Source organism: Caldicellulosiruptor bescii DSM 6725 (assembly GCF_000022325.1).
Classification (GTDB): Bacteria; Bacillota; Thermoanaerobacteria; order Caldicellulosiruptorales; family Caldicellulosiruptoraceae; genus Caldicellulosiruptor; species Caldicellulosiruptor bescii.
Genome location: NC_012034.1, coordinates 1,758,133 through 1,774,585, shown reverse-complemented (window position 1 = coordinate 1,774,585; position 16,453 = coordinate 1,758,133). Strand labels below are relative to the sequence as shown.

Sequence of the window (16,453 nt, the reverse complement as noted above, 5' to 3'; positions counted from 1 at the left end):
TGCTTGAGAAACATTCTTTTGACTATAGAATATGATGGCACAGGATATTTTGGGTGGCAAAAGCAGCCCAATAAAAAAACCATTCAGGGAACTATTGAAGAGGCTATAAAGAAGTTGACAGGAGAAGAGGTAAACTTGATTGGTTCTGGAAGAACAGACAGAGGTGTTCATGCTTTAAATCAAAAAGCTAATTTCAAAACAAGCAGCAAAATTCCAACAGACAAGTTTCCGCTTGCCTTAAATTCTGTCCTGCCTGGCGATATATCTATAAAAGACGCGGTTGAGGCGCCTTTAGATTTTTCTGCGCGATACAGTGCAAGGCAGAAGACTTATAAGTATCTTATTTATAACAAAAAAAGCCGTCCTGCGCTTTTGAGAAACTATGCGTATTATTATCCATACCAGCTTGATGTTGATGCCATGCAAAGAGCATGTGAATACTTTATAGGGGAGTATGACTTTAAAAGTTTTTGTTCTGCTGATTCTGAAGCAAAGACAACCATAAGGCGTGTATACAATGCATATTTGACCTTTGAAAATGAGTGCATTGCAATATATATAACAGCCAATGGCTTTCTTTACAACATGGCAAGGATTATCGCAGGAACAATCTTAGATGTGGGAGCAGGAAAATTAAAACCAATGGATATTCCGCTTATAATAGAAAGCAAAGACAGAACCAAGGCAGGAAAGACCTTGCCACCATGGGGACTTTACCTTGTGGATGTTGTTTACTGACAAAAATAAATGGTGGGGATAATAGGACTCGAACCTATGACCTCTTGCATGTCAAGCAAGCGCTCTAACCAACTGAGCTATATCCCCACCAGTTAGCTATTTACTTTTTGCAGTATGTATTATAACATATATCTTGTAAAATGCAAATATCAAATGAAGGCTGCAATTGAACATAAAGGAAAATTTGAAGAATGTAACGGGGAGTACTTTAAATGAGAAAGTTTTTAAAAATTTCGCTTTGCACTTTGGCTACTGTTATTTTGATATTTGCAGTTACGGAAGCATCAATAATTATTTTTGGCATTTCTGCAAAGCCTAAAAAGTCAGACTGTATTATTGTTTTGGGCTGTGCAGTTTATGGCGATTTTCCAAGTCCGTTTTTTCGAGAAAGACTTAACAGAGCTTTTGAACTTTATAAAAATGGGTATGCAAGATACATAATTGTCTGTGGTGCAAAAGGGCCGGGTGAAAACATTTCTGAAGCTGAGGCAGGCAAGAGGTATCTTGTAGAAATGGGAGTTTTGCCTGAGTTTGTTTTGAAGGAAGATAAATCTTTTTCGACATATGAAAATTTGTTGTATTCAAAAAGGATTATGAACAAGAAAGGTTTCAAAAGCGCTATAATTGTTTCAAATATGTTTCACTTAGAAAGAGCACATTTGATTGCTAAAAAATTAAAAATAAATTCTTCTTTTTCAGGTGTATATGTAAAACAATATTTGCATGAAGAATACTATGGTTTTGTGCGCGAAAGTGTAGCTGTGTGGTATGAGATTCTCAAAACTCTTACATCTTTCTGATTTTTCCCGCCCAACTTAGTGTAAAATATTTATAGGACATTGGATGGAAAAAAGCTCCCTCCTCTTGGTAGAAGAGAAAAAATGAAGTAGAATATAATGATGAAAAAATAAAAAAAGAAAAAGGAAAAACAAACCAAAGGAGGGAGCAAAATGACTGAAAATATTGTATCAAAAATAGAAGAACTTTTAAAGACTTTTGAGGAAGGATTAGAGAAGATAGTGAAAAGGGAGAAGGATTTAGCGGAATATTCAATTGAACTTAAGAAGCAGTTAGACCTGATAGGCAAGGAGATGATAAAGGAAGCATGTGAACTTATAGATGAATCATTGAAAGAAAACGAAGAGAGGAAGAAGAGGTATGAAGTTGTGAGGAGAGACAAGAGGGGTTTAAAGACAATATTTGGTGATATTGAATATGAGAGAACATATTACAAAGATAAGGAAGGCAAAGGATATGTTTATTTAGTTGATATAGTTTTAGGGATAGAGAGATATCAAAGGATAGACAATGCGGTAAAGGGAGCGATAATAGAGAGAGTAGTAGACATGTCATATGAGAAGGCAGCAAAGGAAGTATTAGGGGAGGATAGGATTAGTAGACAAAGTGTAATGAATATTTTGAAAGGGATAGATAGTAAAGAATTAGATGAAATCCAGCATAGCAAGAGTGTAAAAGGAGAGAAGAAAGTTGTAAAAGAGCTTTATATCGAGGCGGATGAAGACCATATTTCATTACAGAATGGGAAGAAAGAGATAGCGAAGCTTGCTTACATAAATACGGGATATAAGGAAGAGAAGGGCGTTGTTATTAGGAAGGAATTAAAGGATTTGCATTATTTTAGCAGTGTAAAAGAGGATGCAGATGATTTTTGGGCAAAAGTGGGTAAGTATATTGAAGAGAATTTTGAAGTTGAGAAGATAGAAAACATATATCTTTTAGGAGATGGAGCTAATTGGATAAAGAAGGGATTAGAGTGGATAGATGGAGCGGAATTTGTATTAGATAAGTTTCACTTAACGAAGGAGATAATGAAAATAGCAGGAGGGGATAGAAAATTATTTAATGAGATTTTGAAAGCATTAAGAGAGAAGGATAGAGAGGGATTTGAGGCATTAGTAAAAGAAAAGATGGAGGAGGTAAAAGAAGATGAGTTAGCTAAGAGGAGGATAAAGAAGGGAAGGAGATACATACTTTCGCACTGGGATAATATAGTATTAGAAGCAGCGAATGTTAATATAAAGGGATGTAGTGCAGAAGGGCATGTAAGTCATGTATTAGCAGAGAGGATGAGTTCAAGACCAAGAGGATGGAGCGAAGATATAGCGGAGACCATGGTAAAGTTATTGAGTTTAAAATATAATGGTTTTGAACTTATGAATGTATATTTAGAGAAGATAAAAGCCAAGAAGTCAGAAAGGCAAGAAGTTAAAGAAATAGCAAAAGGAATTATAAAGAACGGGAAAAGAGTACGAAAAGGTACGGAAAAGTGGAATAATATACCAGTTATAGCAAATGGTAAAGTTAACCAGTTACGAAGAGCATTAAAGTCTTTGATTAGTTGTAGCTTCTATAATGCAGGTATATTCTGATAAAAATTTTTTCCTACAAACTCTTGACACTATCCCCGCCCAAATACCTATTGACAACATCAAGATAAGGTATTATAATATTCAATGTGCAAAGGGAAAAAACGAGCGGGTGTAGTTCAATGGTAGAACACCAGCCTTCCAAGCTGGCAGCGTGGGTTCGATTCCCATCACCCGCTCCAGAAAAAGAATATAACGCCCTCAGCAGCAAAAAGCTGTTGAGGGTTTTTTGTTTTCTGTTTAAAAACAAAATATTCTATTTCGACAAAATATTACATTAAATACTGAAGGGTTTTTTAGGGTAATATAGAATTAGAAATAATATAACTTTCAAATCGAGGTGCAATAAAATGGATTTTGAAGCAATCATTATGGAAGGAACACTGATTTTAAAGATAAAAGGCGAGCTTGACCAGTACAATGCAGATAAATACAGAGTCAGATTTGATATGAAAATTGTAAGTCCAGAAGTTCAAAAAGTTGTGATAGACATTTCAGAACTTTCATTTATGGACTCATCAGGTGTTGGCTTTCTTGTAGGAAGGTTCAGAACGGCAAAAGCGTTTGCCAAAGAACTTGTTCTGGTTTGCAACTCAAACTATATCAACAAGCTTCTTTCAACTTGTGGAATAGAAAAGCTTATAAAGAAATATACCACTATTGAAGAGGCATTGAGTTAAATTAAAAGAATTGAAAGGGTGTGAATTTTTGAAGATGAAGGTTTTAAATTATATGGAACTAAAAATTCCGTCAAAAGCTCAAAACGAAGCATTTGCAAGGGTTGCTGTTGCTGCGTTTGTTGCTCAGCTTGATCCTACTTTAGATGAAGTTACTGAAATAAAAACTGCTGTATCTGAAGCTGTAACAAATTCAATAATTCATGCATATGAGGATAAAATTGGGGAAATAATAATAAAAGGAAAGATTTATGAAAATTATGTTGTTGAGATTGAAGTAATTGACTTTGGTAAAGGAATTGAAGATGTTGAGCTTGCTCGGCAACCACTCTTTACAACAAAACCTGACCAGGAACGCTCTGGTATGGGATTTACTGTGATGGAAACATTCATGGATAAGCTTGAGGTTACATCAGAGGTTGGTAAGGGCACATGTGTTAAGATGCTTAAAGCTATCAAAAAACGAAAGAGCGAGGGAGTTGAAATTGAGCAAGGCTTCCCAGGAGGAATTGATAAGTAGGGCTAAAAATGGTGATAAACTTGCACGCCAGCAGTTGATAGAAAACAATCTTGCGCTTGTGTGGAGTGTTGTAAAAAAGTTTGCTGCAAAAGGGGTAGAACTTGAGGATTTGTTCCAGATAGGCTCAATAGGGCTTATAAAGGCTGTTGACAGGTTTGACCCGTCGTTTAATGTCAGGTTTTCAACATATGCTGTTCCTATGATAATTGGTGAGATAAAAAGATATCTGCGCGATGATGGCAAGATAAAGGTTTCACGAAAGATAAAAGAAAATCAGGGTAAAATAAAAAAACTAAGAAACCAGTTTGTATCAAACCATGGAAGAGAACCCACAATCTCAGAGATTTCGCAGTTGACAGGACTTTCAAACGATGAGATTTTGCTTTGTTTGGATGCGTCATCTGAGGTTGCATCGCTGAGTGAAGTTATAAATCAGGAAGAGGGAAAACCTATCACGCTGATGGACATAGCATCTGATGAAGAAGATTATTCGACAAAACTTTTGGATTTAATGGCACTAAAAGAAGGGCTTAAAAAATTAAAAGGACGGGAACGCTACATAATATTTATGCGCTACTTCAAAAACAAAACACAATCTGAGATTGCAAAACAGCTCAATATCTCCCAGGTGCATGTATCAAGGATTGAAAAAAGAGCTTTGGAGAGGATAAAAAGGGAGTTTGTTTGACACGCTGTGATTGAGAAAGCGTGTCTTTTATTTTTATATAGAAATTTTTTCCCTTTTGTGATTTAATATAAATAAAATTACCTGTTCAGTTTTTAAAATTTCAATGGAAAAACTAATTGAATTTTTCTTCCCGCCGAGGTGTGCATTTTGCGGCAAGCTTGGCAAAAGCCTGTGCGATGATTGCAAGAAAAATATAAGATTTATTTCAGGCAATACATGCCAAAAATGCGGAATACCTATTGGTGATAGTGATTTGCCGTTTTGTCCATCTTGCTTGAGAGAAAACTTTGCATTTGAAAAAGTCTTTCCAGTATTCTACTATGAAGGGGTAGTTCGAAGAGGCGTTCATCTTTTCAAGTACAGAGGTTTTTATCAAAATGCAATAACCTTCTCAAGGCTTATGGTTAAAAAGATTATTGATGCTGGTATCAATGCTGATATAATAACCTTTGTGCCAACAAGCTATGAAAGGTATTTACAAAGGGGTTTTAATCATTCTTATCTGCTTGCCAAAAATATTGGGAAGATACTTAAAATTCCCACGGTTGACCTTCTTACAAGAGTAGGTTTTACAAAACCTTTTTATAACCTCTCACGCCACGAAAGACAAAGTGAAATAAAAGGTAAAATTAAGCTTAAAAAAGGGTATGAAAATATTATAAAAGGCAAAAAAGTTATTCTTGTTGACGATATCTTCACAACAGGTGCTACAGCAAATGAGTGTTCAAAAGTTTTGCTTGAAAATGGTGTAAAGTGCGTTTTTGTCTCTGTTCTTGCAATAACAAAGCTTGCAAGATAAAGTGCCAATTTAAAATTTTAAAAGGGGGTTTTAAAATATGGATGTCAGAAACTGTCGAAGATGTGGTAAAATTTATCTTTATGATGGAAGTCCTATTTGTCCTCAATGCAGAAAAGAGGAAGAAGAGGATTTCAAAAAAGTGAAAGAGTATCTTTATGATCATCCCGGTGCAACCTTGCCAGAAGTATCAAACGCAACAGGCGTGTCACCTGAAAAGATTTTAAGGTTTTTAAAAGAGGAAAGACTTGAGATTGTGGGTGAGAGCAATATCATTTTAGAATGTGAAAGATGTGGGAAGGCAATTAAAACAGGAAGGCTTTGTGATGAGTGTAAAAAAGAGGTTGGAACAAGGTTTTTGAGTTATCTTGACGACAAAAAGCTTCAAGAATCGAAAAAGAAAAATGAAGAGTTTGCAAAAAGAAAAGAAGCAGGTTACAGGTATCTTTCGAAGGAGTTAAAAGAAGATGAGAACAAGTGAAAAATTAATTAAACTTTTTTGAATTTTCACACGATAATAACTGTAGAAGAAGCTTCGAAGCTAATAAAGTCGAGGTAGGGATGCAAAATGAGGATAGAAGATAGAATTAGGATATTTCAGATCTACACCCAAACAGCAAAGGTAACCAGAGTAGAAAAGAAGCAGGAGCCTACGGCAACTGATAAGGTTGAAATATCAAGCGAAGCAAGAGATTTTCAGGCAATTTTGAATGCTATAAAGCAAACACCTGATGTTCGTGAGGATAAAGTAAATGAGATAAAAAAGAAGATTGACTCTGGCACATACAATGTATCTGGAAAAGATGTTGTTGAAAAGCTAATAAGAGAATACAAAGATTCAAAAAAGAACGAGTAAATTATTTGGCTGCTTTTAAAAATTAATAGCAGCCTTAATGTTTATTTATAAACGTTTGTGATTTTTAATATCAAATAGAATGGGAAGGAAACAGGAAGATGAACTATGTAGAAAAAATAATCGAGCTTTTAGAAGAAGAGTATAAGGTATTTGAGAGGATTTTGAACCTCAGCAATGAAAAAACAAAATACATTGTAGAAAATAATCTCTCAGCGCTAATTGAAGTATCAAATCAAGAGAAAAAAGAGACAGAAATAATCGAAAAACTTGAAAGAGAAAGGCAAGAAATCTTGAATGCTTTATCAAAAGAAAAAAATATCGCTATTGTCAATCTAAACGAGCTTGTAAATATAGCCACACCTGATGAATGGCAGAGAATAAACGATTTGAAAGTAAAACTTGGTGAAATTATTTTTAAGCTTAAAAAAACAAATGACCTTAACGCTTCATTAGTTTCAAGTGCACTTGAATATATAGATTTTATGACAAACGTAATTTCATCGTATTTTTCGGACAACACTACATATCAAAAGGATGGGCAGACAGGGTCACAAAAGAAAAACCTTTTTGATGTTAAGCTGTAGAAAAAAGGGGTTGAAGTAGAATGTCGTTTTACGGGCTTGAGATTGCAAGAACAGGTATATTTGTCAACAGAAAAGGGTTAGAGGTGACATCGCACAACGTTGCCAATGCTTCAACGCCAGGGTATACAAGACAGGTTTTAAATGTAAAGTCAAATCCACCATCTGCCAAGGTTGGTTTTTATAGCCCAAAGTTTCAGGTTGGTTTGGGTGCTGATGTGCAAAGCCTTGAGCAAATAAGAGATATGTTTTTAGATGTTCAATATAGAAACGAATATTCGCGCCAGGGAGAGTATGAAATAAAAGCTGATAACCTGAATTTTATTGAAGCCATATTTAATGAGCCAAGCGATACAGGCTTGTCTTCTGTTATAGACCAATTTTTCTCAAGCTTGCAGGAGCTTTCAAAAAATCCAGAGAGTTTAACAGTTCGTGCGCTTGTTCGCCAGAGAGCTCAAGCTTTGACTGATGCGATACATAAAATGTATAAACAGCTTGAAGATTTGCAGAGCGAGCTAAATGACCAGGTATATGATAAAATTTTAGAAATAAACAGCATAGCTTCTCAGATTGCAGATTTAAACCAGCAGATATTTGTTTTGGAGCTTCGAGGTGAAAAGGCAAATGACCTTCGTGACCAGAGAAATCTTCTTGTTGACAAACTCTCAAAAATTGTTGACACAACTGCTTATGAAGACAAAGATGGCAGGTTCATTGTGCAGATAGCTGGAGGAGAGACCCTTGTAAATCACTTTACAGTCTATCAGCTTGAGACAGACAAATCGAAAATTATGAGAAAAAGTGGATTTGACTCAAGTGGTCTGCCAACAGGATTCAATCCTGACGACCCGCTATCACAGCAAAATCTTTACGATGTTCCAGGACTTTTTGTTGTTATGTGGAAAGACACAGGGCAGGTTTTGAATATAAAATCTGGTGAATTAAAAGGATTATTAGATGTTCGTGATGGTGTAGGTGGACTTGATGAAGATGTGTCTGTAAATGGTCAGCCAGTTGATGTTCCCAATAAAAATTCTTTTACAGGTATTCCTTACTATTTGAACAGACTCAATGAGTTTGCTCAAAAACTTATCGAAAAGTTCAATGAACTTCACACACAGGGTTGGTCACTCAACGGACAAAATACAGGTATAAACTTTTTCGAACCACCTGTTGGCCAGACATTTTTCTATGCAAGGTATATAAAAGTCTCTGATGCTATTATGAACGACCTTAACAACATTGCAACAACTTATGATGCAAGTAGTCTTCCAGGTGGGAATGACCTTGTTGTTGATATGCTAAAGCTAAGAAACGACAATTCAGTTTTCAAAGAAGGAAAATTTGAAGATTTTCTAAAGTCTTTAATTTCAAACCTTGGGGTTGATTCTCAGGGTGCCAAAAACTTTGCAGAAAACCAAAAGGTAATGGTCACCCAGCTTGACAACAGACGCCAGGCAGTATCAGGTGTTTCCATAGATGAAGAGATGACAAACCTAATCAAATACCAGCACGGTTTTCAAGCCTCAGCCAGAATGATTAATGCTTTTGACGAGATGCTTGATGTTATAGTCAACAGACTTGGTATTGTTGGAAGATAGCAGGCTTTTTATAGAATGAGAAGTTTGTGAGGTGAAGCTTTCGTGAGAATTACAAACAATATGATGGTCAACAACTTTTTGATAAATCTAAACAAAAACTTAAGCAGGTTAGACGACATTCAATATAAAATGGCAACAGGTAAGAAAATCCGTTATCCGTCAGATAACCCGGTGATTACTGCAAGGTCATTGAGACTGCGAACTGACGTTTCTGAAATAGAACAGCTTCAGAAAAATGTGGATGATGCAATATCGTGGGTTGACACAACAGAAAGTGCTCTTGCGGATATCAATGAAAGTCTTCAGAGAGTTAGAGAGCTTGCTGTGCGTGGTGCAAACGGAACAAACACAAAAGAAGATATGGCTCAGATTGCAAAAGAGGTTGCTCAGATAAAACAGCATATAATTCAAGTTGGGAATACAAACTATGCAGGAAGGTATATCTTCTCTGGTTTTAAAACAGACACAGCACCGATAAATTCTGATGGTTCTTTTTCAGATACAAATAGTTTTGATTCAACTGGAGGGTATCCTATTGATTTGTCGACTGGTAAAAATATTATTCAGTTTGAGCTTATGAAAGCGAACTATATTAGCATTAATAAGATAGCCAACCAGGTTTTTTATATTCAAGGTGAAACTGATGAAAATAAAGGTAATTTATTCAAAGTTTTAGATAATCTTATAAATGCACTTGAAAGCGGGGATGTAACTTCAGTAAATTCTCTTTTGAGCGATATTGACAGACACATCGACAACGTTGTTGCACAGCGTGGAGATGTCGGTGCCCTTCAGAACAGACTTGAGCTTATTAAAAATAGGCTCAGTGACGACAATGTGAACTTTACTACATTGCTATCAAACAACGAGGATGTTGACATGGCAGAGATTATTATGCAGCTGAAAACCGCAGAAAATGTTTACAGGGCAGCACTTCAAACAGGGGCACAGATTTTGCCACCAACACTTTTGGATTTTCTAAGATTTTAAATAGCATTTGGCAGAAAAGCTTGAGGAAGTGCTAAAAATGCAAATAGCAAGGATTCAAATTCACCAGGAGTTTGTAAAGGTAAAACTTTCTCAGGAGCATATAAAAGTTAGAATAAATCAAGACAGGTGCTGGGAAGAGGTAAACCTTGGTTCAACAGACTACCTTGTGCGAAGCTCTGCACAAAGAGGTTATGAGCAGGTTTTAAGGTATATAGAAAAGACAGCAGAAAATGGCAACAGGCTTGCCAGAATTGAAGATGGTGGTCAGCCTATAATTGACATATGCATAGAAGAAGCATTTCCTGAGTATGACTATAACGTAGATGTCATCCCAAAAAGCCGCCCGCAAATTTACTTTGAAGGTGGCAAGGTGTATATAGATTTTGAGATGGGCAAGGTTGATGTGAGGGTATGATGGAAAAAGATAAGATTGTAAAAATTTTAAGGGAGTATTTTGAGAAAGAGGATGCTGTTGTATTCGCATATTTGTTTGGTTCATATGCAAAAGGGAAATTGCACGAAAAAAGTGATGTAGACGTTGCAGTATATCTTAATGAAAGGATAGCAAAGGATTCAAAAAAAGTATTAGAATTTCAAATCAAACATATGTCAAATATTTCTGATATATTAAGAAGAGAAGTGGATTTAGTAGTTTTAAATCAAGCTTCACCTCTGTTGAGGCATGAAGTAATTTCTGAAGGCATTTTGCTGCTCGAAAAAGACCATGATAAGTTAGTAAATTTCAAAAAAATGAGTTTTTATTATTATCAAGATTGGCTGCATATTATGAAAATCAAGATGATGTATATAAAAGAGAGGATAGCAGCAAATGGTAAAAAAAGAGTTGGTCAGTGAAAAAATAGATAGGATATGGTTTAGTTTAAACAGATTAAAAAGATTTCAAAATATTAACTTGGAAGAATTCAAAAAAGACCAAGATGTTCAGGACATAGTTATCTATAATCTTTTTTTAATAATTCAAAATTTAATAGATATAGGAAACCACATAATAGCAGATGAAGGTTTTGAAACTCCAGGTTATTATGGAGAGATTCCTGAGATATTATCAAAAGAAAAGGTTGTTTCAGAAAATTTGGCTTCAGTTTTTAAAAAGATGATTTCTTTTCGGAATATAATTGTGCATGAGTATTCTAAAGTTGACTTAGCAAAGGTTTATGATATTTTAATTTACGGCATTGACGATATAAATAAAATCCTTGATGAAATTATAAAATATGCAAAACTTTAAACAGTTGAGCATATAAAGAGTTAAAAAGAGGAGATTAAAGATGGTGGTACAAAAATCAGTTGTAAAATCAAGAGTTTTTGGCGAGCTTGAAGTCAGTGAAGAAAACATAATATTCTTTGAAGAGGGTATTCCTGCATTTGAGAATTTGAAGAAATTTGTCATAGTAAAAGAGGACCAAAGTCCATTTTACTGGCTTCAATCAGTTGAAGACAAGGATATCGCTTTTGTAATAATCAATCCTTTTGAAATAAAGCCAGATTATGAATTTGATTTGCCAGATGAAGTTGTAAATAAATTAGAAATAACTTCTGCTCAAGACGTTGCAGTTTTTTGTATTGTTGTAATTCCAGAAGATGTAAAGCAAACAAGAGTTAATCTCAAAGCTCCAATTATTATAAATGTGCACAAGAGAAAGGGAATACAGTATCTTTTAGATGATGAAAGATATCCACTTCGATATTACCTTTTTGAAAATTTGAATTCAGATGAGCAGAAATGAGGTATATAAAAGATGCTTGTTCTTTCACGAAAAGAAGGAGACCAAATTTTAATTGGAGATGATATAATAATAAAAGTCATCAGCATAGAAAAGGACTGTGTAAAACTTGGAATAGATGCCCCAAAAAATATAAAGGTTTTACGATATGAGCTACTTCAAGAAGTCAAAAACGAAAATGTCGAAGCGTTGCAGGGTAAAGAGAGGCTTATTAGAATCAAGGATTTGAAAGGGCTTTTCAAAGATGGTTAAAGATGAGATTGTAAAGGTTTTAAGAGAATATTTTGAGAAAGATGATAAGGTTATATTTGCATATCTTTTTGGTTCATACGCAAGAGGAAATGCTAACAAATCAAGTGATATCGATATTGCTGCATACATCAAAAAAGGCAAAGATGCAACTGAAGATCTGTTATATCAACTTGATACAAAGAAAAATCTTGAGAAGATTTTAGATAATGAAGTAGATTTTGTTATTTTGAATGATGCTGATCCTCTTTTGAAACATGAGGTTTTTAGTGATGGTATATTGATAATTGACAAAGATCATGATTTATATGTTGATGTTAGAGTAAAAAACTTTTATGAATATATGGACAAAAAAAAGTATCTTGAAATTTGTGCACTTTATCAAAGGGAGTATTTTATGGATGGTAAAAAGAGAGATTATAACTCAAAAGGTTGAAAATATAAAAGCAAGTTTAAAAAAAATTAGATTGTTTTCAGATCTTACATTAGAACAATTTTTAGAAGATGGAATAGCTCAAGATGTTGTAGTTTTCAATCTGTTTTTGATTGTCCAAAATCTTATTGACATAGGAAATCACGTTATTTCAGATAACAGTTTAGGAGAACCTTCATCTTATAGCGATATCCCTATTATTTTAAAACGTGCAAAGATATTAAATGAAAATGAGATGCAAATTTTTAGGTCTATGATTCAGTTTAGAAATATAATTGCTCATGAATATGCTAAAATAGATTTGCATATTGTATATGATATATTCAAGAACAAGTTAACTAATATAGAGTTAATCGTGAGTAAGTTTATAGAATACTGTGGGATTTAATTAAATGTTTTAAGGCAGGCAGAAGACCTGCCTTTTTACTTTTTTGGCAGGACAATCTAATAAATATAGTCTCAAAAATACAAAGTATACTTTGAAAAATTAGCTTAAAAGTATAAAGTATACTTTAAATTTTTAGACTAAAAATTTAAAGTATATGATATAATATTAAATAAGGAGGTGAAAAATTGACTATTACAAGCTCAGAAAACATATTGAGAATTTTATACTCTTATAATCCCTGGTGGAGAGAAGGATATTTTCCACAAGATTTATCTAAACCTGTAAAGAGAATGGCATACTATAGGGTTTTTAGTCTCCTAAATCATCCAACCATCAGAAGATATATTATACTCTCAGGCGCACGTCGTGCAGGTAAAACAACCATATTATACCAAATAATAGAGTCACTTTTAAAGGATAAAGTTAATCCCAAAAAGATACTATACGTTTCGTTTGATCATCCTTTGTTTAAACTTTGTTCATTTGATCAAATTTTGAGTCTTTATGAACTAAACATTAACCAATCAGAAGAAGCTTATATATTTTTAGATGAAATTCAATACGCGAGCGATTGGGACAGATGGTTAAAAGTATATTACGATACAAAACCGAAATGGAAAGTTGTTGCCACAGGTTCTGCTTCACCTAAACTTATTGAAGGAGCAAAGGAAAGCGGTGTTGGTCGCTGGACAGTGATTTCTGTTCCGACTCTTTCTTTTTATGAATTTTGTGAAATACTTGGTACTAAAGAGTGCCCCAAAGATTTACCAGATTTAAATTTAAGAGAGCTTTCAAATTTAAGTAACCATCAAATTTCTGAACTTGTCTTTTTGCTTATGCCTCTGCAGAAATATTTCAACAGGTACTTGATGGTTGGGGGCTTTCCTGAATTTGTATTTTCAGAGGACTGGTTTTTAATTCAGAGAATTTTAAGAGAAGATGTTGTAGATAAAGTCATCAAAAGAGATATTCCTTCTCTATTTAGTGTTAGAAACTTGACAGTATTAGAGAAAGTTTTCTTGTATTTGTGCTTCAACTCTTCAAGTGTAATAAATATTTCGACCATCAGCAAACAAATTGAAAATGTATCAGTGACCACGATAGAAAATTATATTCATTTACTTGAAAATGCAAATTTGATTTACAGAAGTTTTCCAATCGAATTAGGGGGCAAAAAAATTTTGAAAGCAAAACCAAAAATATATATATCTGACCCAGCTATTAGAAATGCAGTTTTAATGATAGACAATCTCTTTATTGATAGCAAAGAACTTGGAATTACAGTTGAAACAGCAGTTTTTAAGCATATATACAGCTTCTACAGTGAAGAGAATGTAAAGATAGGCTATTTTAGAAAACCGACTGATAATCAAAAAGAAATTGATATAGTTGCCCAGCTTCCAAATGGTAAGAGCCTAATTGAGGTGAAGTTTAGAGAAGATAGCACACTTTCTGAGAGTGATGCAATTGTGGAGATGTGTCAAAAAGAAAAAGATATAATCTCAGCAGTGCTTATTACAAAGAGAGCAGAAGATTATGGCTGGCTTGAGCTATCTGCAAAGGTTCGAATAATAAAGATTCCTGCGTTTGTGTTTATGTATTTGTTTGGGAGAAGGTAATTGAGAGTGTTATTTTGAAAATTTGGTGGGTAATAAAATATCAAATAATAAAAAATGAGGTGGTGTTACTTGGTGGGAGAAAATATTACATTAGGTGATATTGTTTATTGGTTTTTCAGATTAAATGGTTGTTTTACTATCAGAAACTTTGTTATTCATCCAGAAAGACGAGGAAGTCAAAGAACAGAAGTAGATCTATTAGCGGTAAGATTTCCTTATAGAGAAGAAATAGGAATGCAAGATCATGAGATTTTTGTGAAAGAGAAAACTCAATTGTTTATTGTAGAAGTAAAGTCAACAGATAAATTTGGTGACTTTAATGAAGCAACTATTAGAAACTTAGATGAGATAATAAAACGAGTAGGGTTTGTTAAAAGAAATGAGATTAGAGAGGTTGTTGATACTTTAAGAACAAGGGCATTTTGGGAAGATGGAAATAAAGTCAAGAGAATAGACTTGATGTATGTTATAAAAAAATATCCCCATGATTTAGTGAAAGTAAAAGATTTCTTATCATACAAAAATTTTCTTGTTGTTGAGAGCGATATCTTACCATTTATATTTAGAAGGTTTACAGAATACTATAGGCAAAAAAGAGATCATGAACAGTGGGATATAGTAGGAAAGTTTCTATTTGAATTGGCAATTAGAAATGCTGAAGGTGATTTTTGTAAAATGGCAATAGAAAAACTAAATAGATCTATCAAAGTTTAAAAATTTTTTTCTACCTCTAAATTTACTTCGGGATATTTCCGATAATTTTATTGAAAACAAAATAAAGCTTCACAGGGACGTGAAGCAAAAAATTAATTTCAGGGAGGGTGTTGTTAAGATGCGTATTAATAATAACATTCAAGCATTAAACACTTATAACAGGTTAACAATCAACAGTAATAATTTATCAAAGTCTTTAGAGAAGCTTTCATCTGGTATGAGAATCAACAGAGCTGGCGATGATGCAGCAGGTTTGGCTATTTCAGAGAAGATGAGAGCGCAGATTAGAGGTTTGGATCAAGCTACTCGAAATGCTCAAGATGCTATTTCGTTGATCCAGACAGCAGAAGGTGGATTAAATGAGGTACATTCAATTTTACAAAGAATGAGAGAATTAGCAGTTCAAGCAGCAAATGATACAAATGTTGAACAAGACAGAAGTGCTATTAGTGATGAAATTAACCAATTGATTCAAGAACTTGATAGAATTTCTTCAACTACCGAATTTAACACACAAAAACTTTTGGATGGTACATTTAGTGGAAAATTTCAGATTGGCGCAAATGAAGGACAAACATTGCAGCTCAACATTAGTAAGATTAATTCAGCTTCTTTAGGATTAGCATCATCGATTGAGGTAGAAACTGTAAATAATGCAAATGCGGGTAACTTGATAAAAGATGGTGTATATACAGTAGATAGTTCAAACAACTTGATAGATGCAGCTGGAAAGATAGTAGGTACAGTGAGTGGGATGACGATTACTTTAGCTGATGGAACCACAACAGTTAGTTTTACAAGTGAAAATATTACAACAGGTGCTATTATTAGAGTATCAGACAATGGTAATACTTTTACTATGGAAAAGACAGTAGTAAGTGGTCAGACAAACGATAAGTTAGCAGCTGGGACATATACAATAAGTGGTTCAGATGTGTTGAAAGACAATGTAAAAATAGGTACGGTAGACACTACAACTAAAACAAAAATTAATTTGTTAGATGGCACGTCAATTGATTTAGCAATAGTATTTGGTAAGACGGCTAATTTGGCTGATGGGGATACGTTTGTAATTAAAGGTGTTAATGTATCAAACAATTTCCTTGCAAGTGGAAGTGTAACGGCTATAGATAAAGCGTTAGAACTTGTATCAAAAGAAAGAGCAAAACTGGGTGCTTATCAGAATAGACTTGAACATACTATTACAAACCTTAGCACATCTAGTGAAAACTTGACAGCTGCAGAGAGCCGAATCAGAGACGTTGACATGGCAAAAGAGATGATGAATTATACAAAGAACAATATTCTCATGCAGGCTGCAACAGCAATGCTTGCACAAGCTAATCAGCTTCCGCAAGCAGTATTACAATTATTAAGATAAAATATATTTGTAGATATAGTAAAGGGCTACTCACAAATCTGAGGGAGAGTAGCCCTTTACTTTGTAATATATAAATTATGAAGAAACTTT

Annotated in this window: 22 protein-coding genes and 2 tRNA genes; 23 read left to right on the top strand and 1 reads right to left on the bottom strand. The window is 34.1% G+C overall.

Annotated elements, in window-relative coordinates:
- Positions 1–3 precede the first annotated feature (3 nt).
- A complete protein-coding gene (gene truA, locus ATHE_RS08440; RefSeq protein WP_015908110.1) occupies positions 4–738 on the top strand; it encodes a tRNA pseudouridine(38-40) synthase TruA in 735 nt (244 codons plus the stop codon).
- A 10-nt stretch (positions 739–748) separates the two neighbouring features.
- Here the strand turns inward: truA and ATHE_RS08435 are convergent.
- Positions 749–825, bottom strand: a tRNA-Val gene (locus ATHE_RS08435).
- Positions 826–950: 125 nt separating this feature from the next.
- Here ATHE_RS08435 and ATHE_RS08430 point away from each other — a divergent pair.
- The 22 genes from ATHE_RS08430 to ATHE_RS08325 all read left to right on the top strand — a co-directional run bounded on the left by ATHE_RS08430 (position 951) and on the right by ATHE_RS08325 (position 16,363).
- Positions 951–1,538 carry a YdcF family protein gene (locus ATHE_RS08430; RefSeq protein WP_015908109.1) on the top strand — a complete coding sequence of 196 codons (588 nt, stop codon included), beginning with the start codon at positions 951–953 and terminating at the stop codon, positions 1,536–1,538.
- Positions 1,539–1,688: 150 nt separating this feature from the next.
- The gene (locus tag ATHE_RS08425) at positions 1,689–3,128 is read left to right on the top strand and encodes an ISLre2-like element ISCbe4 family transposase (RefSeq protein ID WP_015906731.1); all 1,440 of its coding nucleotides are present in this window, start codon (positions 1,689–1,691) and stop codon (positions 3,126–3,128) included.
- 105 nt (positions 3,129–3,233) lie between these two features.
- Positions 3,234–3,307 (top strand) — tRNA-Gly (locus ATHE_RS08420).
- A 168-nt stretch (positions 3,308–3,475) separates the two neighbouring features.
- On the top strand, positions 3,476–3,805 hold the full coding sequence (locus tag ATHE_RS08415; RefSeq protein ID WP_015908108.1) for an anti-sigma factor antagonist: 330 nt from the start codon (positions 3,476–3,478) through the stop codon (positions 3,803–3,805).
- A 34-nt stretch (positions 3,806–3,839) separates the two neighbouring features.
- Positions 3,840–4,322, top strand: coding sequence for an anti-sigma F factor (gene spoIIAB / locus ATHE_RS08410; protein WP_041727394.1), 483 nt, complete (start codon positions 3,840–3,842; stop codon positions 4,320–4,322).
- Positions 4,288–5,010 (top strand): SigF/SigG family RNA polymerase sporulation sigma factor, encoded by a 723-nt coding sequence (locus tag ATHE_RS08405; RefSeq protein WP_041727160.1) that lies wholly within the window; start codon positions 4,288–4,290, stop codon positions 5,008–5,010. Before spoIIAB ends, ATHE_RS08405 begins: the two co-directional genes overlap by 35 nt.
- Positions 5,011–5,113: 103 nt before the next feature.
- A complete protein-coding gene (locus ATHE_RS08400) occupies positions 5,114–5,809 on the top strand; it encodes a ComF family protein (RefSeq protein ID WP_015908105.1) in 696 nt (231 codons plus the stop codon).
- Positions 5,810–5,846: 37 nt separating this feature from the next.
- Complete coding sequence (locus ATHE_RS08395) at positions 5,847–6,287, top strand: TIGR03826 family flagellar region protein (protein WP_013430025.1); 441 nt, start codon at positions 5,847–5,849, stop codon at positions 6,285–6,287.
- An 87-nt stretch (positions 6,288–6,374) separates the two neighbouring features.
- A complete protein-coding gene (flgM, locus tag ATHE_RS08390; protein ID WP_015908104.1) occupies positions 6,375–6,662 on the top strand; it encodes a flagellar biosynthesis anti-sigma factor FlgM in 288 nt (95 codons plus the stop codon).
- 98 nt (positions 6,663–6,760) lie between these two features.
- Complete coding sequence (locus ATHE_RS08385; RefSeq protein WP_015908103.1) at positions 6,761–7,246, top strand: flagellar protein FlgN; 486 nt, start codon at positions 6,761–6,763, stop codon at positions 7,244–7,246.
- A gap of 20 nt (positions 7,247–7,266) precedes the next feature.
- Positions 7,267–8,844, top strand: coding sequence for a flagellar hook-associated protein FlgK (gene flgK, locus ATHE_RS08380; RefSeq protein WP_015908102.1), 1,578 nt, complete (start codon positions 7,267–7,269; stop codon positions 8,842–8,844).
- A gap of 42 nt (positions 8,845–8,886) precedes the next feature.
- Positions 8,887–9,834 (top strand): flagellar hook-associated protein FlgL, encoded by a 948-nt coding sequence (flgL, locus tag ATHE_RS08375; protein WP_015908101.1) that lies wholly within the window; start codon positions 8,887–8,889, stop codon positions 9,832–9,834.
- Positions 9,835–9,871: 37 nt separating this feature from the next.
- Complete coding sequence (locus ATHE_RS08370; RefSeq protein WP_015908100.1) at positions 9,872–10,249, top strand: DUF6470 family protein; 378 nt, start codon at positions 9,872–9,874, stop codon at positions 10,247–10,249.
- Complete coding sequence (gene mntA / locus ATHE_RS08365; protein ID WP_231503319.1) at positions 10,246–10,689, top strand: type VII toxin-antitoxin system MntA family adenylyltransferase antitoxin; 444 nt, start codon at positions 10,246–10,248, stop codon at positions 10,687–10,689. Before ATHE_RS08370 ends, mntA (ATHE_RS08365) begins: the two co-directional genes overlap by 4 nt.
- Positions 10,664–11,083: a type VII toxin-antitoxin system HepT family RNase toxin gene (gene hepT / locus ATHE_RS08360; RefSeq protein WP_015908098.1), complete on the top strand. Its 420-nt coding sequence runs from the start codon at positions 10,664–10,666 to the stop codon at positions 11,081–11,083. The genes mntA (ATHE_RS08365) and hepT (ATHE_RS08360) overlap by 26 nt, the downstream gene beginning before the upstream one ends.
- Before the next feature lie 40 nt (positions 11,084–11,123).
- Positions 11,124–11,582, top strand: a complete 459-nt coding sequence (gene fliW, locus ATHE_RS08355; protein ID WP_015908097.1) for a flagellar assembly protein FliW — start codon at positions 11,124–11,126, stop codon at positions 11,580–11,582.
- 12 nt (positions 11,583–11,594) lie between these two features.
- Entirely contained in the window at positions 11,595–11,831 is a 237-nt protein-coding gene (gene csrA / locus ATHE_RS08350; protein ID WP_015908096.1) for a carbon storage regulator CsrA, read from the top strand.
- Positions 11,824–12,264, top strand: coding sequence for a type VII toxin-antitoxin system MntA family adenylyltransferase antitoxin (gene mntA / locus ATHE_RS08345; protein ID WP_015908095.1), 441 nt, complete (start codon positions 11,824–11,826; stop codon positions 12,262–12,264). Before csrA ends, mntA (ATHE_RS08345) begins: the two co-directional genes overlap by 8 nt.
- Complete coding sequence (gene hepT / locus ATHE_RS08340; protein WP_015908094.1) at positions 12,230–12,649, top strand: type VII toxin-antitoxin system HepT family RNase toxin; 420 nt, start codon at positions 12,230–12,232, stop codon at positions 12,647–12,649. Before mntA (ATHE_RS08345) ends, hepT (ATHE_RS08340) begins: the two co-directional genes overlap by 35 nt.
- A gap of 185 nt (positions 12,650–12,834) precedes the next feature.
- On the top strand, positions 12,835–14,268 hold the full coding sequence (locus ATHE_RS08335) for an ATP-binding protein (RefSeq protein ID WP_015908093.1): 1,434 nt from the start codon (positions 12,835–12,837) through the stop codon (positions 14,266–14,268).
- Between the two features lie 72 nt (positions 14,269–14,340).
- Positions 14,341–14,982: a hypothetical protein gene (locus ATHE_RS08330; protein WP_015908092.1), complete on the top strand. Its 642-nt coding sequence runs from the start codon at positions 14,341–14,343 to the stop codon at positions 14,980–14,982.
- A 118-nt stretch (positions 14,983–15,100) separates the two neighbouring features.
- Entirely contained in the window at positions 15,101–16,363 is a 1,263-nt protein-coding gene (locus ATHE_RS08325; RefSeq protein ID WP_015908091.1) for a flagellin N-terminal helical domain-containing protein, read from the top strand.
- Positions 16,364–16,453: the final 90 nt, after the last annotated feature.